General features: G+C 52.4%; 19 protein-coding genes and 1 pseudogene. 6 read left to right on the plus strand and 14 right to left on the minus strand.

From position 1 onward, the window contains the following. Nucleotides 1-205: 205 nt before the first annotated feature. The 6 genes and pseudogenes from nrfG to nrfA all read right to left on the minus strand — a co-directional run bounded on the left by nrfG (nt 206) and on the right by nrfA (nt 6,789). On the minus strand, nt 206-826 hold the full coding sequence (gene nrfG, locus J4650_RS13400; RefSeq protein ID WP_000083243.1) for a heme lyase NrfEFG subunit NrfG: 621 nt from the start codon (nt 824-826) through the stop codon (nt 206-208). Next, nucleotides 823-3,061, minus strand: a pseudogene (gene nrfF / locus J4650_RS13410) (heme lyase NrfEFG subunit NrfF). The gene nrfG and the pseudogene nrfF overlap by 4 nt, the downstream one beginning before the upstream one ends. Continuing rightward, nucleotides 3,054-4,010, minus strand: coding sequence for a cytochrome c nitrite reductase subunit NrfD (gene nrfD, locus J4650_RS13415; protein WP_023993539.1), 957 nt, complete (start codon nt 4,008-4,010; stop codon nt 3,054-3,056). Before nrfD ends, nrfF begins: the two are co-directional and overlap by 8 nt. Continuing rightward, on the minus strand, nt 4,007-4,678 hold the full coding sequence (nrfC, locus tag J4650_RS13420; protein WP_001278025.1) for a cytochrome c nitrite reductase Fe-S protein: 672 nt from the start codon (nt 4,676-4,678) through the stop codon (nt 4,007-4,009). Before nrfC ends, nrfD begins: the two co-directional genes overlap by 4 nt. Then, nucleotides 4,675-5,241 (minus strand): cytochrome c nitrite reductase pentaheme subunit, encoded by a 567-nt coding sequence (nrfB, locus tag J4650_RS13425; RefSeq protein ID WP_000115065.1) that lies wholly within the window; start codon nt 5,239-5,241, stop codon nt 4,675-4,677. The genes nrfC and nrfB overlap by 4 nt, the downstream gene beginning before the upstream one ends. 111 nt (nt 5,242-5,352) lie before the next feature. Further along, entirely contained in the window at nt 5,353-6,789 is a 1,437-nt protein-coding gene (gene nrfA / locus J4650_RS13430) for an ammonia-forming nitrite reductase cytochrome c552 subunit (protein ID WP_023993540.1), read from the minus strand. A gap of 431 nt (nt 6,790-7,220) precedes the next feature. On the opposite strand from nrfA, the gene acs reads away from it, so the two are divergent. The 3 genes from acs (at nt 7,221) to actP (ending at nt 11,379) form a co-directional block, all read left to right on the plus strand. Further along, nucleotides 7,221-9,179 carry an acetate--CoA ligase gene (gene acs / locus J4650_RS13435; protein WP_000083877.1) on the plus strand — a complete coding sequence of 653 codons (1,959 nt, stop codon included), beginning with the start codon at nt 7,221-7,223 and terminating at the stop codon, nt 9,177-9,179. Between the two features lie 239 nt (nt 9,180-9,418). Beyond that, nucleotides 9,419-9,733 carry a DUF485 domain-containing protein gene (locus J4650_RS13440; RefSeq protein ID WP_000999620.1) on the plus strand — a complete coding sequence of 105 codons (315 nt, stop codon included), beginning with the start codon at nt 9,419-9,421 and terminating at the stop codon, nt 9,731-9,733. Further along, nucleotides 9,730-11,379 carry a cation/acetate symporter ActP gene (gene actP / locus J4650_RS13445; RefSeq protein WP_000832536.1) on the plus strand — a complete coding sequence of 550 codons (1,650 nt, stop codon included), beginning with the start codon at nt 9,730-9,732 and terminating at the stop codon, nt 11,377-11,379. Before J4650_RS13440 ends, actP begins: the two co-directional genes overlap by 4 nt. Nucleotides 11,380-11,417: 38 nt before the next feature. Here actP and J4650_RS13450 read toward each other — a convergent pair whose 3' ends face one another. Both J4650_RS13450 and J4650_RS13455 read right to left on the minus strand, forming a co-directional pair. Continuing rightward, complete coding sequence (locus J4650_RS13450; RefSeq protein ID WP_001067096.1) at nt 11,418-12,107, minus strand: LrgB family protein; 690 nt, start codon at nt 12,105-12,107, stop codon at nt 11,418-11,420. Further along, nucleotides 12,100-12,510 (minus strand): CidA/LrgA family protein, encoded by a 411-nt coding sequence (locus tag J4650_RS13455; RefSeq protein WP_023993541.1) that lies wholly within the window; start codon nt 12,508-12,510, stop codon nt 12,100-12,102. The genes J4650_RS13450 and J4650_RS13455 overlap by 8 nt, the downstream gene beginning before the upstream one ends. A gap of 103 nt (nt 12,511-12,613) precedes the next feature. On the opposite strand from J4650_RS13455, the gene J4650_RS13460 reads away from it, so the two are divergent. After that, nucleotides 12,614-13,501 (plus strand): LysR family transcriptional regulator, encoded by an 888-nt coding sequence (locus tag J4650_RS13460; protein WP_000354963.1) that lies wholly within the window; start codon nt 12,614-12,616, stop codon nt 13,499-13,501. A 94-nt stretch (nt 13,502-13,595) separates the two neighbouring features. On the opposite strand, the gene J4650_RS13465 is transcribed toward J4650_RS13460, so the two are convergent. The 4 genes from J4650_RS13465 to soxR form a co-directional block, all read right to left on the minus strand. Beyond that, the gene (locus J4650_RS13465) at nt 13,596-15,242 is read right to left on the minus strand and encodes a Na+/H+ antiporter (protein WP_001536604.1); all 1,647 of its coding nucleotides are present in this window, start codon (nt 15,240-15,242) and stop codon (nt 13,596-13,598) included. A gap of 149 nt (nt 15,243-15,391) precedes the next feature. Continuing rightward, complete coding sequence (gene ghxP / locus J4650_RS13470; protein WP_000106907.1) at nt 15,392-16,741, minus strand: guanine/hypoxanthine transporter GhxP; 1,350 nt, start codon at nt 16,739-16,741, stop codon at nt 15,392-15,394. Nucleotides 16,742-17,088: 347 nt separating this feature from the next. Continuing rightward, the gene (locus J4650_RS13475; RefSeq protein ID WP_000958575.1) at nt 17,089-17,757 is read right to left on the minus strand and encodes a glutathione S-transferase; all 669 of its coding nucleotides are present in this window, start codon (nt 17,755-17,757) and stop codon (nt 17,089-17,091) included. A 292-nt stretch (nt 17,758-18,049) separates the two neighbouring features. Then, the gene (soxR, locus tag J4650_RS13480) at nt 18,050-18,508 is read right to left on the minus strand and encodes a redox-sensitive transcriptional activator SoxR (protein WP_000412686.1); all 459 of its coding nucleotides are present in this window, start codon (nt 18,506-18,508) and stop codon (nt 18,050-18,052) included. 86 nt (nt 18,509-18,594) lie between these two features. On the opposite strand from soxR, the gene soxS reads away from it, so the two are divergent. Next, complete coding sequence (gene soxS, locus J4650_RS13485; protein ID WP_000019483.1) at nt 18,595-18,918, plus strand: superoxide response transcriptional regulator SoxS; 324 nt, start codon at nt 18,595-18,597, stop codon at nt 18,916-18,918. On the opposite strand, the gene J4650_RS13490 is transcribed toward soxS, so the two are convergent. Continuing rightward, nucleotides 18,906-20,507 (minus strand): EAL domain-containing protein, encoded by a 1,602-nt coding sequence (locus tag J4650_RS13490; RefSeq protein ID WP_000083650.1) that lies wholly within the window; start codon nt 20,505-20,507, stop codon nt 18,906-18,908. The genes soxS and J4650_RS13490 overlap by 13 nt on opposite strands. 561 nt (nt 20,508-21,068) lie before the next feature. Between J4650_RS13490 and J4650_RS13495 the strand changes: the two genes are divergently transcribed. Next, nucleotides 21,069-21,350 (plus strand): YjcB family protein, encoded by a 282-nt coding sequence (locus J4650_RS13495; RefSeq protein WP_000719058.1) that lies wholly within the window; start codon nt 21,069-21,071, stop codon nt 21,348-21,350. A 277-nt stretch (nt 21,351-21,627) separates the two neighbouring features. On the opposite strand, the gene siiF is transcribed toward J4650_RS13495, so the two are convergent. After that, nucleotides 21,628-23,694 (minus strand): SPI-4 type I secretion system protein SiiF, encoded by a 2,067-nt coding sequence (siiF, locus tag J4650_RS13500; RefSeq protein WP_000358577.1) that lies wholly within the window; start codon nt 23,692-23,694, stop codon nt 21,628-21,630. Between the last annotated feature and the right edge of the window lie 11 nt (nt 23,695-23,705).

The following is a 23,705-nucleotide window of genomic DNA, read 5'->3' on the forward strand; positions in this document are numbered from 1 at the left end:
CGCAACCCTTTCATAACAGGGCTTTTGGCTGTTTTTATGCATAATAACGCGAGTTTATGGCGTTAATGATGAATAACTATTTGTTATGGAAAGTTTTTTACTTCGTCAAAAACGAATAATACACTGAGGTAATTAATTTTTACTTGTGTCTCATTCGCCGTTTTTTTAAACAGCACACATGACAAAAGTCACAAAAAAGAAAAAATTATTTCTGCCGATTTTGTAACAATTTAGCCAAATTAATGGCCTCTACCAGCTGCGCGCGGTTCACTCGCGGCGAGTTGGCATCCAGTAAGGTTTGCCACAGCGACACGGCTTGCGCATAATCCGCCTGCATAAACGCATCCGCCGCCAGCAGCATCTGCGCGGTCACTTCTGTCGCATCCAGCGCTAACGCTTTATTAATCATTTCACGCGTCGCAGGCGTCATATGTTGCCCGGCCTGGTAATACAGCACCGTTGCCAGCGCGGCGAAAAGCTGCGCGTTATCGCCTCGCAGACGCAACGCCTGACGATATGCCAGCAGCGCATTGTCATACGCATTGCGATAGAGATAATACTCGCCCAGCCGCGCCCATTGCTCGCTATCCTGCGGATTGGCGCGGATTTTTTCTTGCAGCCTGGAAAGCTGCGCCTCTGGCGTTTGCGGGTTCGTAAAGTCACGTAGCGGATCGGCCAGACGCTGTTGCTCGCTACGCACAGCCTGCCATTTCGGCGTCAACAGATAGCCGCCGACACAGGCAGCCACCATCAACACCGCCGCAGCCGCCAGACGCTTTACGGGCATGGGACGTAACGGCACAGTGGAGTGTTCAGACTGGCTCATTGTTCCCCCTTTTCTGCGTGCTGACGCTTTCTCACCCGCCAGGCCACCACACCCACCAGCAATAACAGCAGGTACGGCAGCGCCCACAACAGCAGCGTTTGCTCATTCAACGGCGGGTTGTAGCGTACGAAATCACCATAACGGTCGGTCATCCAGGCGGTGATTTCCGCTTCGCTTTTACCTTCGGCCACCATGCTGTAAACCTGATGGCGCATACTGACCGCCACGGGCGCATTGGATTCCAGCAAATTCTGGTTCTGACACTGCGGACAGCGCAGTTGACTGGCAATAGATAGCGCTTTTTCCTGCTGTTGTGGATTGTCAAAGCGCCAGGTATCCACCACCTGGGCGTGGGTGGCGAAGGTGATTAAAAACAGGACGATCGTTAAGAGTAAAAAATTTCTGCCGGATGGCGCTACGCTTATCCGGCCTACGGTTTGCGCATCCTGTAGGCCGGATAAGGCGTTTACGCCGCCATCCGGCAACGCTGTGAGTAATTTACGCGTCACGCTTCCTCCCCCGCCATCCGCTCAGCAGCGCGCCACACACCATCAACAATCCCCCACCCCAGATCCAGCGCACGCCGGTCTGCACGTATAAGCGCATGGCGTAACGATCCGGTCCGGTTTTTTCGCCCATCACCGCGTACCAGTCATGTAGCAGGTTCCAGTGAATCCCCGGCTCCATCATCTGTTGACGACGCGCGGCATAGAAGCGCCTTTCAGGCTGCAGGCTGCCAATGCGTTTTTCATTCCGCCACAACGTGATCAGCGCTTTTTCACTGGTGTAGTTACCTTTGGCTTCCAGGTCGAGACGCTCAAAACGGAAAATGTAGCCCGCCAGATCCACCTGCTGCCCGGGGCTCAGATTCAGGCTTATCTCCTGACGACTACCGCTGGAAAAGACGATCCCTGCCGCAAACACCAGTACCCCGGCATGCGCCAGCAGTGCGGGAAGCTGACAACGCAAAGAGACTTTGCGGCTTCTGATTGTCGCCAGTACGATAACCAACAGCATCAGCAGGCCAAAGGGCAGCGTGGCGCGGTTAAAGTACGGTGCGCCCACGGAGAGCCGCCCCCAGCCCATCAAACTATAAATCATGGGGTAGAGCGTCCCGACCAGCACGATCAACAAGACGGCGCTAAAGAGCAGCAGCGTCGCCAGAATGAGCGTTTCGCACTTTCCGCCGCCCAAACGCGTCGCCGGATACGGCTCCCGCGCCCGCCAGCCGTACAGAACAAGCGATGCCAGACTTAACGCGGCAAAAAGGGTAAACAGCGGCACCGCGCGCACGTTATCCAGCGCAAAGGCATGTACCGAAACAAGAATGCCGGAACGCACAATCAGCGTTCCCAGCAACGAGAGGATCAGCGTCAGTATCGCCAGCAGCAACGACCAGTGACGGAAGCTCCCGCGCTGGCGGCTGACATACAGACTGTGCAGCAACGCGCTGGCGGCAAGCCACGGCAACAACGAGGCATTTTCCACCGGGTCCCAGAACCACCAGCCGCCCCAGCCCAGTTCGCAATACGCCCACCACGATCCGAGAATGATCCCCAGCGTCAGAGCGCACCAGCCGGGTAACGCCCAGCGCCAGCAAACCCAGGCGGTTGCGGCGTTAAAGCCGCCGCACAGTAGCGAAGCCAGCGCTACGCTCGCCGCGGTCATCAGGCCGCCATAACCCAGATAGAGCAGCGGCGGATGTAAGATCAGCCCCAGATGTTGCAGCATGGGATTAAGGTCGCGCCCTTCCATGGCGGGAGGGAAAATACGCAGGAACGGATCGGACCACAGCACAATAAATAGCAGCAGCGAAGCCATAATGAGGGACAAGACGCTCAGGGTCAGCGGAAAAAGCGCGTCAGATTCATGCCGGGAGCGCCAGGCGAATAGCGCCGTCCACCCCGAAAAAAGCAGCGCCCACAGCAGGAGCGAGCCTTCATGACCGCCCCATACCGCCGCCAGTTTCAGTCCCCATGACAACTGACTATGGCTATGCTGCGCAACATAAACGACCGAAAAATCGCTGGTCAGAAAACAGCTAACCAGAATCGCAAACGCCAGTAGCAGCAGCGTGAACGCCGTCCACGCGCCGCAGGTCGTCAGGCGCATGACGCCACGCCAATGTTGCCCCATCCCGCACCACGTCGCCAGCGGGGTCAGCACGTTGACCCCGAGACTCAACAACAGCGCCAGAAATCCGGCTTCAGGAAGGAAGATGTCCAGATTATGCAACCGTTAGCTGTCCCGCATAAAGAATGAAAAAGCGCAGCAGCAGCACGCCGGTCAAACTGGCGCCGCAAACGGCCAGCACGCCGTGAAACGTGACGCTGCGGTTGGCCCAGGGTTTTAGCAGCATCGGGATAATCAATCCCAGCCCTACGACGCCAAGCCAGAACCACCAGCTCCAGAATCCGCCGCCCAGTGCCGCCGCCAGCGCGCGCATTTTGCCGTCATCGCCCAACGCCAGACCGACGAAGAACGCCGCCAGCAGGAAAATTTCCAGCCATACCACCGGAACCTCCATGCGATGCACAAAGCGCGCTTCAGTGCTGTGCGGGTTGCTACGATGGCGTAACGCCATGGCGATCAGCGCCACCGCCGCGCCGGAGGAAATCCCGGAGAACAGAAACAGCGCCGGCAGGATCGGGTTATTCAGGAACGGATAGGATTTCAGCGCCGACAGCAGAAAGCCGGTGTACGCCCCGAGCAGAACCGCCAGTACCAGCATTAACGTCTCCAGCGCGCGATGAAACGGCGCGATCAGCGTCAGCACTTTCTGCACGATCCCTGACCGCGGCAGCCAACGCTGCTGCAGGGCAATCACCTCTTTTTCAAAGATTTTTGCCAGCCACAGCACTAACACCACCATGTACAGCTGGAACAGCATCACCCCCATCGACATCACCGAGGTAAAGCTGTAGTGGAACATCAGCTTCCAGAAGGTCCACGGGCGCGTCAGGTGGAAGACCAGAATCAGCAGACCAAGAATAATCGCCCCCGGCCCTAACACCAGCGTGGTGCGCAGCAGCGTGCTGTCCGAACCACCCGCCTCCGGATGGAAGCGGCGCAGCAGAATCGCCAACGTAACCAGTCCGGCGGAGATGCCAATCAGAAACAGATAGATGGCGATGGGCCAGTCCCACACCAGTGATGCAAAATGAAATGCAGAAGCGGATGTCATTGGCTCACCTCCCCATAGTTAAAGGGAACGCGGTAGACCTTCGGTTTTGTGCCCAGCGCCAGCTTGTAACGATAGGTGGTTTTCTGCCGCAACAAACGGGAAATATCGCTGTTGGGATCGTCCAGATTACCAAACGTCAGCGCCTTCGTCGGGCATGACTCAACGCAGGCGGGCTGTTTGCCCGCTTTCAGGTTGGTTTTCCGGCAGAAATCGCATTTATCCGCCGTCTTACTGACCGGATGGATAAAGCGCACGCGGTAGGGACACGCGGCAATGCAGTACTGGCAGCCGACGCAAAGGTCCGGGTTCACGTCGACAATACCGCTGGCGGCATCGCGGAATGATGCGCCGGTCGGGCAGACGTCAACGCAGGGGGCATGGTCGCAATGCTGGCACGAGTGGCGGAAGAAGCGATATTTCACATCAGGAAACGTCCCCTGCGGCTCGCTGCGAATAATCGTCAGGCGCGATACGCCTTCCGGCACGTTGTTGACTTCCCGACAGGCATCCATGCAGGCCGTGCAGCCGATGCATAATGACTCATCGTGTACCATGCCATAACGCACGCCGTTAATATTCAACGTGTTCGCTACAACGCGTCCTGCCATCCCACTGACCGCCGCCAGCGCGCCGACGCGGGTAATAAATTGACGTCGGGTGCAACTCATGGCTGCTCCTTAAGCAACGGAACGGACGCCGGATTAAAGTGCGGGTTAGTACGCTGATCGCTGTGGCAATCCACGCATATTTTGATCCGCCCTTTCTCGCTTAGCGTCTGCATCGTGTCTTGCTGCGGATGCAGGGAATGGCAACTGGCGCAGGTCACTTTAGTAACATGAACATCGTGCGGCCAGAACGCTTTTTGCAGTTGTTCAGGCAAGTGGCAGGACATACAGACGCTGTTCTGCTGCTCTACCGTATACATCGGGTCGTTAAAACGCATCACATCTTTCACCCCTTCACGGTGGTGAAGCGACGGTTGACCGTGGCAGTTGGTACAGGTTATCGGCAATTTATTGTTCGGGTTGATAGCGCCCGTATGTTTGCCGTGCATACCTTCGGTGTCCGGTTTGTGACAGTCCAGACAGGCAGCATCCGGATTACGCTGCTGGGTGACCGTCCAGCGTTGATCCGACTCCTGCGGCGTTGGCGTGGCAGTAATTCCACTCAGGCTCCAGAACAGGCCTGACGCCAGCACCCCAGCAGTTAATAACGAACGTAATACGCTCATATTCACTCCATTACATAATGCCTGATGGCGCGCAGCTTTAAGGCCTACAAGACTTCTGTAGGCCGGATAAAGCGCTTGCGCTGTCATCCGGCAAATTTGTCACATGTGAGGTTATTGGCTTAACAGACCGTTTTTACGCGCCTGATCTTCCCACTGCGGTACGACCGTTTTCAGGAAGTCCTGCTTCTCCGCGTTGATTTGTTGCATATTCAAACCAATCGCTTTCTGCGCCTTCTCTTTCGTCGAAATATCTGGCAGCGAAATTTCATGGGTAATGCCTTTGGTCGCCAGCAGTCGCGCCAGTTTAGTACGGGCATCCGCGGCTTTATCCATCGCACTGCCTAACATCCGTAGACCTTCTTCCGGGGCATGCATATGAATACCGTGTGACGCAATCGCCAGATCCCAACGCCACTGCGCGTGGCGAATATCGTTCAGAATCGGTTTCATTTCCGCGTCTGTCGCCCCCGCATCCCATGCGGCTTTCGCTTCGAAGTGCGCATGTACCAGCTGATCTTCAACCTTGATTTTCAGGTCATGAATCGCCTGTTTACGCTCGGCGACCACTTTTTGCAGGGACGCTTTGTCCTGGGTGTGGCAGTTGGCGCAGGTTTGCGCGAAATTGTCGAACGGGTTGCCGATTTTATGGTCGGTGTAGAGCTTGCCTTCGGCGTTCTGTACTTTCGGCATGTGGCAGTCGATACAGGTCACGTTGTTCTTACCGTGAATGCCCGCGCTCCAGGTTTCATATTCCGGGTGCTGCGCTTTGAGCATCGGGGTTTTCGACAGAGAGTTAGTCCAGTCAGAGAAGGCGATAGTGTCGTAGTATTGCTCCATATTTTCGACCTTCATGCCCTCATCCCACGGGAACTTAACGGCTTTGTTTTTACCGTCAAAGTAGTACTCCACGTGGCACTGGCCGCAGACCATCGATTGCTGATCAAATCGTCCTGCTTTATCAAACGGTTTGCCGATAGCCTCCATCGCCCGTTCAGCATAGGGGCGCGACAACGTTAATGCTGGCTTCCCCTGGGCGAAATCGTCCGACGCGGTGTTATGACAGTCGGCACAGCCCAAATCGTTGACAATTTCCGGGCCGCCGCGCGCCCATTTGCCATGGAAGTAGCCGTCTTCGCCTTCTTGTTGGATAAGGCGCGCGACATCAGGGCTTTTACAACTCCAGCAGGCCATCGGCAACGGGCCGTCTTCCGCCGTTTTTGGCGCGCCGGTACGCAGCGTTTCGCGCACGTCAGTTACCGCATACGCGTGGCCGCGTGGTTTGTTGTAGTCACGGGAGAAGGGATAGCCCGCCCACAGGATCACCAGACGAGGGTCTTCCGCCAGCGCATCTTCACGGGCAGACTGTTCTGACGTCGCTTTCCATGACTGATATTGGTCGGGGTGTTGAGGCGCGAACGTTTCATTTTTCGCTTCAACAGTAACAGTTTTTGCGGATACAGGCGTTTGCTCAGCGTAAACAGAGGTAATGAAGAAAAAAGGAAATATAAGGCTGAAGAAACGGCGTGCGCGTAGTGTTTTCCTTGCCATAGAGGTCTCATCCAGATTGCGCCATTATCTTTAATGGCGATTTTTTATCGTTTTCCATAACAGCAACCGCACAAATACTGTTATTACATTGATCTCCTCTATGTGTAACAAATAACCACACTTAAAATGTTGTCTTTAATCAATTGTAAGTGTATGTAAAATACCACTTTAGAGTTAGTAACCTGGACAAAACTCCCTCTCTTTTCTGATTTCCGGACACGGATCACTTTTTTTAAAAATTTCATATAACGTCATGTTATCCCGAAAATTTATCTAATTTTGCGGGACACAATCAAAAAATAGATTGCTGCTTATTTGCACAGTTCCCTTTTTGCGTGATCTGTCGCCCAAATACTAAACAAAACTTATTAAGACCCTACATTTAACGTTTATGCGACATATTATTAACATCCTACAAGGAGAACAACAGCATGAGCCAAACACATAAACACGCCATTCCCGCCAACATTGCGGATCGTTGCCTGATAAATCCAGAGCAGTATGAGACTAAATATAAACAGTCTATTAACGACCCCGATACGTTTTGGGGCGAACAGGGAAAAATTCTCGATTGGATCACGCCGTACCAAAAAGTGAAAAACACCTCCTTTGCGCCAGGCAATGTGTCGATTAAATGGTACGAGGACGGCACGCTGAATCTGGCGGCGAACTGTCTTGACCGCCATTTGCAGGAAAATGGCGATCGCACCGCCATTATCTGGGAAGGCGATGACGCGTCGCAGAGTAAACATATCTCTTATCGCGAACTGCATCGCGATGTCTGCCGTTTCGCGAATACACTGCTGGATCTGGGCATTAAAAAAGGCGATGTGGTAGCGATTTATATGCCGATGGTGCCGGAAGCGGCGGTGGCAATGTTGGCCTGCGCCCGCATCGGCGCGGTGCATTCGGTGATCTTCGGGGGCTTCTCGCCGGAAGCCGTCGCCGGACGCATTATCGACTCCAGCTCGCGGCTGGTGATCACCGCTGACGAAGGTGTACGTGCCGGACGCAGTATCCCGCTGAAAAAGAATGTCGATGACGCGCTGAAAAACCCGAATGTCACTAGCGTTGAGCATGTGATCGTCCTGAAGCGCACCGGCAGCGACATTGACTGGCAAGAAGGCCGCGACCTGTGGTGGCGCGATTTGATTGAAAAAGCCAGCCCTGAGCACCAGCCTGAAGCGATGAATGCCGAAGATCCGCTGTTTATCCTTTATACCTCCGGCTCCACCGGCAAGCCGAAAGGCGTGCTGCACACCACCGGCGGCTATCTGGTCTACGCCGCGACCACCTTTAAGTATGTCTTTGATTATCACCCTGGCGATATTTACTGGTGTACCGCCGATGTGGGTTGGGTGACGGGGCACAGCTATCTGTTGTATGGCCCGCTGGCCTGCGGCGCGACCACCTTAATGTTTGAAGGCGTGCCGAATTGGCCAACGCCCGCTCGCATGTGCCAGGTGGTCGACAAACACCAGGTCAACATTCTCTATACCGCCCCGACGGCCATCCGCGCGCTGATGGCGGAAGGCGATAAAGCCATTGAAGGCACCGACCGTTCTTCACTGCGCATTCTGGGTTCCGTCGGCGAGCCGATCAATCCCGAAGCGTGGGAATGGTACTGGAAGAAGATCGGCAAGGAAAAATGTCCGGTCGTCGACACCTGGTGGCAGACTGAAACAGGCGGTTTTATGATCACGCCGCTACCGGGCGCTATCGAACTGAAAGCCGGTTCCGCCACCCGTCCTTTCTTTGGCGTACAGCCAGCGCTGGTGGATAACGAAGGCCATCCGCAAGAAGGCGCGACGGAAGGCAATCTGGTCATCACCGATTCCTGGCCGGGCCAGGCGCGCACTCTGTTCGGCGATCATGAACGTTTTGAGCAGACCTATTTCTCTACCTTTAAGAATATGTATTTCAGCGGCGACGGCGCGCGTCGCGATGAAGACGGCTATTACTGGATCACCGGTCGCGTGGATGACGTGTTAAACGTCTCCGGCCACCGTCTGGGTACGGCGGAAATCGAGTCAGCGCTGGTGGCGCATCCGAAGATCGCCGAAGCGGCGGTGGTGGGTATTCCACACGCTATCAAAGGCCAGGCGATTTACGCTTATGTGACGCTCAACCACGGCGAGGAGCCGTCGCCAGAACTGTACGCGGAGGTGCGCAACTGGGTACGTAAAGAGATTGGCCCACTGGCGACGCCGGACGTGCTGCACTGGACCGACTCACTGCCAAAAACCCGTTCCGGCAAAATTATGCGCCGCATTTTGCGCAAAATCGCGGCGGGCGATACCAGCAATCTGGGCGATACCTCGACTCTCGCCGATCCTGGCGTGGTGGAGAAACTGCTCGAAGAGAAGCAGGCCATCGCGATGCCGTCATAACCATAAATGCCGGATGGCAACGCGAAAGCGTTTTATCCGGCCTACGACCCTACCCCTGCCCTCTCTCAAACCGGGAGAGGGAAATATAAAAAACCCTCCCCCAAAGGATTTCGTGTTACAGGAAGGCGGCAAGCGAGCACACCCTCAGCAGCATAGTTCACTATGTGGCTGGGGCGAGCGAGTGCGGCCAACGCGCCTGTAGCGCGAAAGACGCAGGGGGACCTCTGGAGAGCTCTGTGATGAATGACCAAATTTATCAGCGGATAGAAGACAGTGCGCGTTTCAGGGAATTAGTTGAAAAACGGCAACGGTTTGCCACGATTCTGTCGGTTATCATGCTGGCGGTTTATATCAGCTTTATTTTACTGATCGCCTTCGCGCCTGGCTGGCTGGGCACGCCTCTACATGCGGGAACCAGCGTCACCCGAGGAATTCCCATTGGCGTCGGGGTGATTGTGATTTCTTTTGTGTTGACCGGAATTTATATCTGGCGGGCGAACGGCGAATTCGATCGTCTTAATAACGCCGTACTGCATGAGGTGAAAGCATTATGAAGAGAGTTCTGACGGCGCTCGCCGCCGCACTCCCCTTCGCCGCTCATGCGGCGGATGCCATTAGCGGCGCGGTTGAACGCCAGCCCACCAACTGGCAGGCGATTATCATGTTTTTGATTTTCGTCGTGTTTACGCTCGGTATTACCTACTGGGCCTCTAAACGCGTACGTTCCCGTAGCGACTACTACACCGCTGGCGGCAATATCACCGGGTTCCAGAACGGCCTGGCGATTGCCGGCGACTATATGTCCGCCGCGTCATTTCTCGGCATTTCCGCGCTGGTGTTTACCTCCGGTTATGACGGGCTGATCTATTCGCTGGGCTTCCTTGTCGGCTGGCCAATCATCCTGTTTTTGATTGCCGAGCGCCTGCGTAATCTGGGACGTTATACTTTTGCTGACGTTGCCTCTTATCGCCTGAAACAGGGGCCAATCCGTATTCTTTCGGCCTGTGGCTCCCTGGTAGTGGTGGCGCTTTATCTCATCGCCCAAATGGTCGGCGCCGGTAAACTGATTGAACTGCTGTTCGGCCTCAACTATCACATCGCTGTGGTGCTGGTCGGCGTGCTGATGATGATGTACGTGCTGTTCGGCGGGATGCTGGCGACAACGTGGGTGCAAATTATCAAAGCCGTCCTGTTGCTGTTTGGCGCCAGTTTTATGGCCTTTATGGTGATGAAACACGTCGGCTTTAGCTTCAATAATCTGTTTACCGAAGCCATGGCGGTACACCCGAAAGGCACAGCGATTATGAGCCCAGGAGGGTTGGTACAAGATCCGATTTCGGCGTTGTCGTTGGGTCTGGGACTGATGTTCGGCACCGCCGGCTTGCCGCATATTCTGATGCGTTTCTTTACGGTCAGCGATGCTCGCGAAGCGCGCAAGAGCGTGTTCTATGCCACCGGTTTTATGGGCTATTTCTACATTCTGACCTTTATTATCGGTTTCGGCGCTATCATGCTGGTGGGGGCGAATCCCGCCTATAAAGATGCGGCGGGCGCGCTGATTGGCGGCAATAACATGGCGGCGGTGCATCTGGCCAACGCGGTAGGCGGCAACCTGTTCCTCGGCTTTATTTCGGCAGTGGCGTTTGCCACCATTCTGGCAGTGGTCGCCGGTCTGACGCTGGCGGGCGCATCGGCGGTGTCGCATGACTTGTACGCCAACGTGTTCCGCAAAGGCGCAACCGAACGTGAAGAGCTGAAGGTGTCGAAAATCACCGTCCTGGTGCTGGGCGTGATCGCCATTATCCTCGGCGTCCTGTTTGAAAATCAGAACATCGCCTTTATGGTGGGCCTGGCGTTTGCTATCGCCGCGAGCTGCAACTTCCCCATCATTCTGCTTTCCATGTACTGGTCAAAACTGACCACGCGCGGCGCTATGCTGGGCGGCTGGTTAGGTTTACTGACAGCGGTGGTGCTGATGATTCTTGGCCCTACCATTTGGGTGCAGATCCTCGGCCATGAAAAAGCGATCTTCCCGTATGAGTATCCGGCGCTGTTCTCTATCAGCGTGGCGTTCCTGGGGATCTGGTTTTTCTCGGCCACCGATAACTCGGCAGAAGGCAACCGTGAACGTGAGCAGTTCCGCGCTCAGTTTATCCGCTCCCAAACGGGATTCGGCGTACAACAAGGGCGTGCGCATTAATCTTACCGTTTCCTCCGGCCCCGTGGGTCGGAGGAAAATCAGAACATCACCCTCGCCACCAGCGGGGCTGCCAGCACCATCACCACGCCGGACAGCATCATGACCAGACTGGCGACGACGCCCTCCTGCTGACCAAGTTCATAGGAACGCGCCGTGCCCGCCCCATGTGACGCCGCGCCGAATCCTGCCCCTTTTGCCATGCCTTCCCGGATAGAGAGACGCAAAAATAGCGCGTCGCCGACCGCCATGCCAAACACGCCAGTGACGACCACGAACAGCGCCACCAGATCCGGCTGCCCGCCCAGGGGTTCTGCCGCCGCCAGCGCAAACGGCGTGGTCACGGAACGTACCGCCAGACTACGCTGAATCTCATCCGATAACGTGAACAGACGCGCCAACCAAACGGAACTGGTGACCGCCACCACCGTCGCCGTCACTACGCCCGCGGTGAGCGACATCCAGTGACGTTTGATAATCGCGAGGTTATCGTACACCGGCACCGCAAAGGCAATGGTCGCCGGGCCGAGCAGCCACAATAGCCAGTGCGATTCACCAATGTAGTTTTGCCAGGAGATATGACCGAACACCAGCATTAACACCAGCAGTGCCGGCGTCAACACTAATGGCATCAACGGCAATTTGCGAAAACGGCGATACAGGCGCTTATTGGCGAAGTAAATTCCCAGCGTAATCACCAGGCACAGTACGCTTAACTGAACGTTATTCACAGTTTAGCCTACTCATCTCATAGCGATACACTTTATCCACTACCCACGCCGTCGCGCCGAGTACCATTAAGGTACTGATCGCTATCACCGAGAAAATGCGCCAGCCGTCCACCAGTAACAGATGGGCATAGTTCACTACCGCCACGACGGCGGGAACAAAGAATAACAGCATCTCCGCCAGCAGCCAGCGTGCGCCTGCGCGTACCCAGCTAAGCGGAATAATCCGGCAAACGATCAGCGCCAGCATAAGCACCATGCCGACCAGATTCGCGGGCAACGGCAGGTGCAGCCAGGAGACAAGATATTGGGAAAAAATGAATAAACCTGCATAGAGCAGTACCTGAACCGGTACCTGGAGTCGTTGCACAACGGCAGGCGTAACGCGGCTTATCGCCACAGCCATGAGGGAATGTCCTGAAAAATAATACGGAGCGCCAGTATAGAGAACCTCCGTCACGGGCAGAAATGAATTAAAATCATTGCAGGCATAGTCGGAAGGAATAATCATGGATATCAGAACGCTGCGTTATTTTGTCGAGGTGGTGCGTCAGCAAAGTTTCACCCGCGCAGCGGAGAAGTTATTTGTCACCCAGCCCACCATTAGCAAAATGCTGAAAAATCTTGAAGATGAGCTTAACTGTACGCTACTGATCCGCGACGGACGTAAGTTATTGCTGACCGATACCGGACGCGTGGTGTTTGAACGCGGTCTGGCGATCCTCGCTGAGTTTCGCCAGTTAGAGGCTGAGTTGAGCGATATTAACCATCTCAATAAGGGCGTGCTGCGGCTGGGTATTCCCCCGATGGTCGGCATGTTGATGGCCGGGCCAATCAGTTTGTTTCGACAACGCTACCCTGGCGTTGAACTCAAAATTTCGGAGTTTGGCGGCCTGACGGTACAGCAGGCGGTAATGAATGGCGAGCTGGATGTTGCGATGACCGCGCTCCCGGTGGAAGAAGCGAGCGGGCTGACGACGTTATCGCTGTTCAGCCATCCGCTGTGCGTGCTGGTTCCCCGTTCCGGTCAGTGGACAACCGGCGACTCCATCGCGCCTGAAGCTCTGGCGGAGCATCCTCTTCTTATCTATAACGAAGACTTTGCCCTGAGCCGCCAGTTGATGACCTTATTTAGCCAGCATGACGTAAAACCACGGATTGCCGTGCGCAGCGGGCAATGGGATTTTCTCGCCGCCATGGTGCAAGCGGGCGTCGGCATCGCCATTTTGCCGGAGCCAATTTGTCAGCGTCTGGATAAGGCCACGCTGCGCTGGCTACCGCTGGAAAGCGATCTCCGCTGGCAGTTGGGCATGATTTGGCGAGAGGGCGTGTATCTGTCGCACAGCGCCCGGGCATGGTTAACCTGTTGCGAAGGGTTTTGGCTGAAACAACCGTAAGCCATGGGTTAAAACCCTTGCCGGATGGCGGCGCAAGCACCTTATCCGGCCTACTTGTAGGCCCGGTAAGCATGGCGCCACCGGGCCACAAGGACTACTGATTTTCTATCAGTAGCGCTTCCATCAAATCCAGGTCGTGCAGCAGCTTTTGCAATGTTTCATTGCTGATTTCTCGCGTGGCGCGCAGATGATACAACTCGGCGCGTTCGGAACGCAGCGCCGCCAGACGGAAACGTCGCTCCAGGTTTTCTTCCTGTATGGAGCTTTCGACATCGTTTCGCCCATCGGCACGGCGACGCAAGTTACCAATGACACGTGAGCTTACTTCAGTAAGCAACTGATTATCGATGTTTTCTTCGGTATCCGCCGCCAGACGCTCTTCCATTTTCTGAATGGCGACAATCGCCACTTCCGCCGTCGCCGCGCGGGCGATACGCTCCTCTTTCAACTGTTGCGCATGATCGGCGACTTCCAGATGTTGCAACAGCAGCGGCAGCATGATCACGCCGACAAACAACGAGAACAGAATGACGCCAGCCGCCAGGAATACCAGTTCATAACGCGCCGGAAATCCGCTGCCATCCGGCAAAAGTAACGGTATAGAGAGCACACCAGCCAGGGTGATCGCCCCACGAACGCCAGCGAAGGAGGCAATCAGAATTTCACGCGACGTCCAGCTGGCGAACTCCATCGGTTTCTTCTTCAAAAAGCGCAGGCTGAACTTTTTCATGGTCCACAGCCAGCCGAAGCGAACCAGCATCAATGCCGCATAAATCAGCACGATATCGGTAAAGAGCATCCAGGTTTCGACATTCGGGTCAGCTTCCGCCGCCGCCAGCGAAGATTCCAGAATCCCCGGCAGTTGCAGTCCCAACAGCAGAAAGACCATACCGTTAAAGACAAATTCCAGCATCGCCCAGGTACTGTTCGCGCGCAAACGCATTGCCAGCGGCGCGCGGCGCATTACGCCAGAACGGGTGATGGTCATCCCGGCGGCAACCGCGGCCAGGATGCCTGAGACGCCAATATGTTCGGCAATCAGGTAAGACGCGAAGGGCAGCAGAAACAGCAGGACGATTTGCGTCGCGGGTTCATCGCCGCCCCAGCGGCTCAAAAAACGCAGCGAGCGGCCATACAGCCAACTGACCACAAAACCCGCCAGAATACCGCCGATAGCGACCTTAAAAAATTCCAGCGTCGCGCCGCCGACGGTAAAGACCATCGTCCCCATCGCCACCGCGACGGCGAATTTCAGCGATACCAGACCGGAGGCGTCGTTCATTAACGCCTCTCCCTGCAGAATGCCCATGATTTTTTTCGGGATGCGCCCCTCGCCCACAATTCCGGAGAGCGCTACCGCATCGGTCGGCGACAGCACGGCGGCCAGCGCAAAGGCGGGGATCAGCGGAATGCCGGGCACCAGCCAATAAATCAGGAAGCCGATTCCCACAACCGTTACCAGGACCAGCGCCAGCGCCAGCCCGAAAATCTCTCGTCCATGCTCAAGAAATTCACGGGTCGGCGTCTTCCAGCCATCCGCAAACAGCAGCGGCGGAATAAACAGCACCAGGAAGAGTTCCGGGTCGAATTCCACATGCAAACCAAACGTCGGCCACGCCAACAGCGCGCCAACGGCGATCTGCATAAGGGGTAAAGGAAGCTGGAAGGGTAATACACGCGTAAATACCCCCGACAGCGAGACCACAAGGGTCATGATGAGTATTGTGAAGAAAATTTCCATGCGTTCCCTGTTTGCGATGTTTTTTATGATGGAGAAAGGCATCATGCCTCGGTTTCACCTTCTTCAGATTAACGCAAAAGGTAACGTGATGTGTCCTGAAAATGAAAACGGGCGACCAACGCCGCCCGTTTTTCAGAATGAAGGCAGAACTAGATAGCCCAGCCGCCGGCATAAAAAGCGACCAGCGCGACCGCAATGACGACAGTTCCGATATTCAGCTTACGCCATTCACCGGAAACCAGACGCCCGACGACCAGCGTGGCAAAGCCGATCATAATCCCGGTGACAATGTTACAGGTCAGTACAATAAATACAGCCGTTACCAGCCCCGCCATCGCATCGACGAAATCAGCAAAATCGATTTTCGCCACGTTACTCAGCATCAGCAGACCGACATACATGAGCGCCGGGGCGGTTGCGTAGACGGGAACGAGATAAGAGAGCGGCGAAAGAAACAGGATCAGCAAAAACAGCACGCCCACGGTAATCGCCGTCAGGCCCGTTTTACCACCCGCCGCCGTACCGGCCGCAGACTCGATATACACCGCGGCTGGCGCCGCCCCGACCAGGCCGGAGAAAACGCTACTCAGGGAGTCGGTGGTTAGCGCTTTACCGCCATCGATAATTTGTCCGTCTTTGTCCAGCAGATTAGCCTGCCCTGCGACCGCACGGATCGTTCCGGTCGCATCAAACACCGCCGTCATCACCAGCGCCAGTACGCTTGGCAGAACGACAGGGTTTAACGCGCCCATAATATCCAGGCTGCCGATCAGCGAGTTGCCGTTTTCATCGCTCAACGAAGGCATAGCGAAAATGCCGGAAAAATGGACGTTAGGATCGAAGAGCAAACCCACAATAGAAATGCCAATAATGGTCAACAGAATGCCGCCGGGGACTTTCAGCTTTTCCAGACCGAGAATAACAGCCAGCCCTACAAGCGACATAATCACCGGGAAGGTGTCGAAATCGCCCAGCGCGACCGGCAGGCCATCCAGCGGGTTTTTAATGACCAGGCCGACGCCGTTGGCGGCAATCAGCAACAAAAACAGGCCAATACCGATACCGGTTCCGTGGGCCACGCCCTGTGGCAAGTTACGCAAAATCCAGCTACGAATGCCGGTGGCGGAGATAACGGTAAACAGTACGCCCATCAGGAATACGGCGCCAAGCGCGACCGGGACGCTAATATGCTGCCCCAGGACCAGGCTAAACGCGGTAAACGCCGTCAACGAGATAGCGCAACCGATAGCCAGCGGCAGATTCGCCCAAAGCCCCATAACGATAGAGCCGACGCCTGCGACCAGGCAGGTCGCTACAAAGACGGCGGCAGGCGGGAATCCGGCTTTACCCAGCATCCCTGGCACCACGATGACGGAGTAAACCATCGCGAGAAACGTGGTTAAGCCAGCAACGACTTCCTGGCGAACGGTGCTCCCGCGTTGTGAAATTTTAAACCAGGCGTCGAGTGAACCGCCGGTACGCGCTGAAGGCGTAGACATAGAAAACATCCCCTGAGAATTTATTATTCGTCGGTATACGTGGGAGGTAATCCACTAACAGCGCAACGTTATCTCCTTGTGCTACATTTACGACAACCGGGGCGCCGCAAAAAAGCAAACGTTTAGCTCCACGTATACAAAACGGGTGGCAAAAAAAAAGCAAACGATTATCCAGCGATCATCAACGCTTTTTCAACTGAACTTTGCCGCTTTTTATGCTTTTCTGCTTAATATGCTCAATAAATCGCCAGACGATGCGCAAACGTTATCGTCCCTGCGCAATCCAGCAACAATTTTTCGCATCGCTGTTAGCAAATACGTTGCGCAATCTGCTCACAAAAACGCCATTATCCGCCGGGAATGGTAAACGGACCGCCCTGCTGAATCGCTCGCTGCCAGGCTGGACGCATTTCTACCCGCGCTTTCCATGCGTTGATATGGTCGAGATGAGCGATTCCGCCTCGGGCAAGCAGCGCAAATAGCGGGAAGCTCATCTGGATATCCGCCATACTTAACTGCTCTCCGGCAAACCAGGGGTGATTTGCCAGATGCCCGTCAATAAAGCGCGCATGGGTTTCCAGTTGCGGATTGAGGTACGCTTTTTGCGCGCCCTTACCGATAACGCCGCCCAACGTTCGCAGGCCCAATGGGACCGGCGGTTTACCCAGAGAGGTAAAGAGCAGTCTCATCAATAGCAAGGGCATGAGCGAACCTTCAGCGTAATGTAGCCAGAATCGATAGTGTTGTTTCCCCTGCGCATCCGCAGGTTTAAAGCGTCCGATACTGTCGTAAGTGTCCTGCAAATATTCCAGGATGGCGCCCGATTCCGCAATAACCATACCGTGATCTTCGATAACCGGAGACTTGCCCAGCGGATGCACTTTTTTCAATGCCGGCGGCGCCAGCATGGTCTTTTCACGCTGGTAACGCACAATCTGGTAAGGCAACGCCAGCTCTTCCAGCGCCCAGAGGATGCGCTGCGAACGAGACTGATTTAAATGGTGCACCGTCAGCATGGCTGTCTCCTGTAAGGTATGCCAACTAACTATAGAAAATTATGGCAGTTGCCGTAAAAATTTCGGCTAAAAAATCAGCATTTCGCTGGCGAACAGGGCGTCGTCGCTTACACTTACAGTATCAACACAAACCGGAACCTCCACCACGTGCTCGATATGAGGGGTGTTGACGTCGGGGGAAACCCTCCTGTAATCAGCGGGATAGAGCGAAAGACAAAGACCGGAAACAAACTAAAGCGCCCTTAGCGGCGCTTTAGTTTTAGGTGAACTCAGCCCGATGGCCGAGTGCATGTTAATCATCTTCAAGCAGCCGGGCACCCGTCCCGTGTTCGCCAAGCCTGTCGCCTGGATTTCGCAGCGGACAGTCGCTACGCGATAAACAGCCGCAGCCGATACAACCGTCCAGCTCATCGCGCAACGCCACCAGCGTATGAATACGTCGGTCTAACTCTTCGCGCCACTGCGAGGAGAGCTGCTTCCACTCTTTCGCGCTTAACGTATGTCCTTCCGGCAAGATACCAAACGCGTCGCCGATAGTTGCCAGCGGGATGCCGATACGCTGGGCGATCTTGATAATCGCGACATAACGCAACACGTCACGCTTGTATCGCCGTTGGTTACCGCTATTACGGATACTGGTAATTAGCCCTTTGCTTTCATAGAAGTGCAGGGCGGACACAGCAACACCGCTACGTTTCGCAACTTCCCCCGGCGTCAGTAAGGCTTTTAAACGGGGAGATTTTTTTTCCATAAATCGCTTTACCTCAAGTTAACTTGAGGAATTATACTCGCCCGCAGACAAAACGACGAATCGAATACTGTTTAAGAGGCAACAATATGTCGCATCAGCAGATAATTCAGACCCTTATCGAATGGATTGATGAACATATCGACCAACCGCTAAACATTGATGTGGTGGCAAAAAAATCGGGCTACTCCAAGTGGTATTTACAGCGGATGTTTCGTACGGTAACGCATCAAACATTAGGCGAGTATATTCGCCAGCGCCGTCTCCTGTTGGCGGCTGTTGAGCTACGAACGACCGAGCGCCCGATTTTTGATATCGCGATGGACCTGGGCTATGTATCGCAGCAAACCTTCTCGCGTGTATTCCGCCGCGAGTTCGATCGCACTCCCAGCGATTACCGTCACCGCCTGTAGGGCGTCTGCCCGCGTATCGTCAGAGGCGCGGGCGTTTGTTGTAGCCAGGCGATGAATTCCTGCGGTGGCAACGCCTTCGCAAAGTGCCATCCCTGACAATACTGAACGCCGCGTTTTAGCAACCAGCTAACCTGTTCAGCCGTTTCAACCCCCTCCGCAATGATTTTTAGCCGCAAACTTTGCGCCATTTCAATAATATGTTCCACAATCAAATGGCTGGCGCTATTAGTGGTTAGCGTGTCGACAAAAGATTTATCAATTTTTAAAAGGTCGACATTTAATGAGTACAGGTTATGCAAGTTCGAATAGCCGGTACCAAAGTCATCAATTGCCACCTCGTATCCCGCCTGGCGAAACGCCTGAATAATCGGCGTCATTTTAGGCACATCAATAAATCCGCGCTCGGTCACTTCAACCTTTATCTGTTGCGCAAGCACTGAATGCTGACGCGTTTTTTCATGAATCATCACAATTAGTCGGGAAGAGAGAAAATCGGCGGCAGAGAGATTGATAGAGACATAAAGATGCGGGTGCGCGGCCAGAAAACCACCTAAATCATTAAATACCTCTTCGACGACATAATCGGTGATCTGCTCAATCATCCCCTCTTTTTCCGCCAGCGGAATAAATTCGCACGGGCTCATCACCGGACCGTGATAGCCCGGCCAACGCAATAGCGCTTCGGCACCTACACATGTCCCGTTTCGGATATCAATGATCGGCTGATAATGAAGGCAAAGCTGGTGCCTGGTAATGGCCCGTTGCAGCAATCGACGCGGTGAGTAATATGCCTGCCGGGATCGTGACCACATAAATAAGATGATAATGCTACAGATGATCCCTAACGGTAGCGTTAACGTAAGCTGATGAAAGAGGTTCTGGTAAAAGCGTTGCTTTGAGGTTGAAACAATCGCGGCAACCGGTCGTTTTGCTGATTTAACCAGAGTATAAAAACGCTCACCCTGTTGGAACACAGGTTCACTCCGTCGTACCAAAGGTAATAGCTGATCAGCCTGCGCCTGTTCACTCAGGGAGAAAAAGGTGTTGGTCACCGTATCATACATTCCCCAGGCCAACGCCGGATCGTCTGACATCACCTCGCTATAAGATAAGGGATTGATAACCGCGACATAGTTTCCCCGCTGCATATATGTCATTTTATAACCGTTGAAAAAAGGCGTATCACGATAGTAATAAATAGCGATGTCAGGCTTTCGTTTATAGTCAGCGCGGGGAATAAAATAAGGACTTGTTGGCGTCATAACCGTAGAGCATAGAAAACGCTGGCCCTTAGCATAAATCAACTCATTAATGTACAAACGACCGCGGATAATATTCAGCATTCGCTGTTGATGGGCTGGCGTACAGGCTTGCCCCTGATATTGTTCAGCGGCATCGCGGGCTAAATCTGCTTGCAGGATAACCCGCTCCGTTTTATCTAATACCAACTGCGCAAATGAATGTAACTGATTTCTGGTTTCAGAGACTGCCCGGATATGAGCAAACCAGATCGCCAGCAATACAGGAAGTAACACCACAATGATCGTTCCGAGAAATCTCAACACCTTGCGTCGTGTGCTTTGACTCATTTTCAGCCTATTTCCCTGCATTATTTGTGACTATTGTTGGCAAAATAAGACGTGAACCAAACGGAGGTTTACGGTGCATGAATTTATCAATATTAGCAACAGACTTTTACCGATCAACATTTACCATTAATAACTACGCGCAATCTCTTTCGCATACCAGGCAGGACGCTAAATATTTTTGATAATATCAGATTTATACTCAAGTAAACGATGGGGTATACATCTTTACTCCTTTCTTTTGATAAATAACTTGATATTTTTATCAGGTCTGAATTTCACGAAAAAAATAAAAGAGTAGTAATAATACATCTTTGCTTTCCGGCAGTTTCTCTACGGACGCGTAGAAGTCACACAAAAAATACGGTTATAAAACGCACAAAAAATACATTGCCGATCTGGCGAACAAGCTGGTTTTTGTGATATAGTTCACAAAAACAATGAAATAGAAACAATGTTTCATTCGATGTTGATGTGACGTCCGTCGATAGCCAGAATATCCCATGCTTCCCGGGAGCAACGCCGCGCTGTCCTGGACAAAGGTCTATTCAGAGGAAATGTTTCATGGCTGCCATAACCACTGGTGTCGTTCTTCTCCGTTGGCAACTGCTGAGCGCCGTGCTCATGTTTTTAGCCAGCACGCTCAATATCCGTTTCCGTAAATCAGATTATATTGGTCTGGCGGTGATCAGTAGCGGTCTGGGCGTAGTATCCGCCTGCTGGTTTGCCACCGGTTTACTCGGTATTACCATGATGGATCTCGCTGCGATCTGGCATAACATTGAAGCCGTAATGGTCGAAACGATGAGCCAGACCCCGCCAGAATGGCCGATGGTGCTGACCTGATACGCTATCGCTGCCGCTGAAGCCGCCCACCGGTTATCTCAACGCGGAATCGCGCGCCAGGGGTAGCCTTACGAACCATCACGTCCCTCGCATTGCCGTTGATGAGGGCCGCCAGGTGTGGTTATCCAAAAATGGCAAGTGGAATAGCCCTAACAGAATCGAGCTAAACTTATTGAAGACATTGCCGACTCGTTAAATGACAAAAAAGACCCGTTTGTGCAACGGGTCTTTTTTATTAAGCAGTACCACCTGATAACAGCGACAAGCGCTGCTTATTTTACATTAATAATTTATCCGGAGAACAATCACGGATTATTTTTCCACCTTTCATTACCAGAACCCGGTCAAAATACTTTATCAGATATCGACGATGCGTCACCATGATCAACGTTTTCCCATGAATAAACTCATCTAAGTTATCAAAAATTTGCTTCTCGGTATTCTCATCCAGATTTGATGTTGGTTCATCCCATAAAAAGACGCTGGCGTTACTGCTCAGACTACGTGCTAATAATAACTGCTGCTGCTGTCCGGATGACAGGTTTTTAGCCATAAAATTCACCGGAAACTTCAGCCCCATAGGATGTTGCAAGATAAAACCACAGTTCGCCAGATGAAGCGCCTTGAGTACCCGGCCCCTGTCATTTTGCGGTTTTAACGCGAAATTACTTTCAATGGTTCCGGTGAATAAAACATCATGTGTCGTCACCACACTTAAATGCTGAGAAAAAAAGTTCTGCGATAAATGTCCTAAGTTATATCCATCATATAAGATGGCACCGTCTGTTGGCGAAAGGTAGCCAGATAGCATTCCCAGTAATGAGCTTTTTCCTGCTCCGCATTCGCCTACCACCGCGACACGTTGCCCCGCAGGTATGTCTATAGACAGTCGGTTAATAATCATCGGAGATTGAGCATCATACTGATAACTCACGCCCCGGATAGAGATATCGCCATTGCACTTTGATATTGACTGTAATGCCGGTGTTTTTTCTGCCTGATCTTCATCAAAAAAAGAAAGCAGATCCTTACCGGTTTTTTCTGCTGATAAAATAGAGATTAATGTAGAAGAAAAATTCGAAATGATCCCGGAAATACGGCCAGAGACAATGACAGATGAAACAATTGCGCCAGTGGTAACATCACCCTTGATTACCATAAAAAAGGCTATTACCATAATAGTTATTTGGGTAATAGATGACATACTCCCCAATATAGATTGATAGATAAGATTTAATTTCCTTATCTTCAGGTTAAGATACGACTGTTCATTTGATGTGTTGACCCAATCAAAAAGTAAACCTTGATTATTTAAGGTATGGATCATTTTAATAGATAAGAAAACTTCTGAGATAAAAATATTCCTGTTCTTCTGTCCTTCTTTTTGTTTGTTCATTAACTCATTAGTATAATGGTGGTTAACGAGGGAAATAATAATAGAGACGATAAACATGGTAACAGGTACAATAACGACCAGACCTAAATTTACATATATAACAATGAGAAATATAATAAATATTGGAATATCGGCTATACGTTGAAAGATCGAGTTTAATAAAACGGGTTTAATTTTCTGAAACTCATTCCATAGCACAAATGCTGATGACATGGATCTGCCATTTTTCTTTTTACTATAAAGTACCGCTTCAAGAAAGGCGATATCAATATCGACGTCATCCTGCCTTGCTGTGATAGACTGATAAATATCTTTCGAAGTACGAAGGATAAACTCAAAAACAATAAATACAGCAACAATTATAGCCACGCCAAATAAAGATGAAACCGAAGCACTTGGAACAAGCTTATCATAGAACAGATTACTAAATACTGGGATAGTTAACGCAAAAATTGCCATAAAAAGAGATGAAAAGAAGTATTTAGTATAAAAAATCTTGTTCATTGATAAAGAGTTTTTTATGATATTTTTTACTCTTATACTATCAACAACTTTATTTAAAGGTAGTATGCTAAATGCAGATAACTCTTTTAAATATTCATCTTCAATTTCAACATAACAGAGTTCACCGCGCGCGTTTACCAACTTTATTTTTTGCCCGCCACTCACACACACCATCCACTTCATTTCTGGTGTTAATAGTAAAATCGGCATAGGCTCATTTAGTAAATCCTCACCATTATTAAATAATATATCCTGTAGAGAAAGCCCTAACGACAAAAAGAAATTCTTCATTTGTATAGAGTCGTCAGTGTTATTTCTGTCGTACTTTTTAAATCTTAAATTTATATCATCCTCTTTGATGTCAATTTTTATGTTGAATTTTTTAGACACTATAGATAATGCCGTTTCCGCACTTAAATAATAAGGTTCTAGTTTTTTATCCATAAGTAAACCCC

Origin of the sequence: Salmonella sp. 32120201201600049SM (genome assembly GCF_017572835.1) — a bacterium.
Classification (GTDB): Bacteria; Pseudomonadota; Gammaproteobacteria; order Enterobacterales; family Enterobacteriaceae; genus Salmonella; species Salmonella enterica.

What these genes read in the sequence shown, in the direction of transcription:
- soxS (WP_000019483.1), top strand. Translation starts at nt 18,595, where the DNA reads ATGTCGCATCAGCAGATAATTCAGACCCTTATCGAATGGATTGATGAA.
- J4650_RS13455 (WP_023993541.1), bottom strand. Translation starts at nt 12,510, where the DNA reads ATGGCTGTGGCGATAAGCCGCGTTACGCCTGCCGTTGTGCAACGACTC.
- J4650_RS13465 (WP_001536604.1), bottom strand. Translation starts at nt 15,242, where the DNA reads ATGGAAATTTTCTTCACAATACTCATCATGACCCTTGTGGTCTCGCTG.
- acs (WP_000083877.1), top strand. Translation starts at nt 7,221, where the DNA reads ATGAGCCAAACACATAAACACGCCATTCCCGCCAACATTGCGGATCGT.
- nrfA (WP_023993540.1), bottom strand. Translation starts at nt 6,789, where the DNA reads ATGGCAAGGAAAACACTACGCGCACGCCGTTTCTTCAGCCTTATATTT.
- J4650_RS13490 (WP_000083650.1), bottom strand. Translation starts at nt 20,507, where the DNA reads ATGAGTCAAAGCACACGACGCAAGGTGTTGAGATTTCTCGGAACGATC.
- nrfC (WP_001278025.1), bottom strand. Translation starts at nt 4,678, where the DNA reads ATGAGTTGCACCCGACGTCAATTTATTACCCGCGTCGGCGCGCTGGCG.
- nrfB (WP_000115065.1), bottom strand. Translation starts at nt 5,241, where the DNA reads ATGAGCGTATTACGTTCGTTATTAACTGCTGGGGTGCTGGCGTCAGGC.
- J4650_RS13495 (WP_000719058.1), top strand. Translation starts at nt 21,069, where the DNA reads ATGGCTGCCATAACCACTGGTGTCGTTCTTCTCCGTTGGCAACTGCTG.
- ghxP (WP_000106907.1), bottom strand. Translation starts at nt 16,741, where the DNA reads ATGTCTACGCCTTCAGCGCGTACCGGCGGTTCACTCGACGCCTGGTTT.
- J4650_RS13475 (WP_000958575.1), bottom strand. Translation starts at nt 17,757, where the DNA reads ATGCTGACGGTGCACCATTTAAATCAGTCTCGTTCGCAGCGCATCCTC.
- soxR (WP_000412686.1), bottom strand. Translation starts at nt 18,508, where the DNA reads ATGGAAAAAAAATCTCCCCGTTTAAAAGCCTTACTGACGCCGGGGGAA.
- nrfG (WP_000083243.1), bottom strand. Translation starts at nt 826, where the DNA reads ATGAGCCAGTCTGAACACTCCACTGTGCCGTTACGTCCCATGCCCGTA.
- actP (WP_000832536.1), top strand. Translation starts at nt 9,730, where the DNA reads ATGAAGAGAGTTCTGACGGCGCTCGCCGCCGCACTCCCCTTCGCCGCT.
- nrfD (WP_023993539.1), bottom strand. Translation starts at nt 4,010, where the DNA reads ATGACATCCGCTTCTGCATTTCATTTTGCATCACTGGTGTGGGACTGG.
- J4650_RS13440 (WP_000999620.1), top strand. Translation starts at nt 9,419, where the DNA reads ATGAATGACCAAATTTATCAGCGGATAGAAGACAGTGCGCGTTTCAGG.
- J4650_RS13460 (WP_000354963.1), top strand. Translation starts at nt 12,614, where the DNA reads ATGGATATCAGAACGCTGCGTTATTTTGTCGAGGTGGTGCGTCAGCAA.
- siiF (WP_000358577.1), bottom strand. Translation starts at nt 23,694, where the DNA reads ATGGATAAAAAACTAGAACCTTATTATTTAAGTGCGGAAACGGCATTA.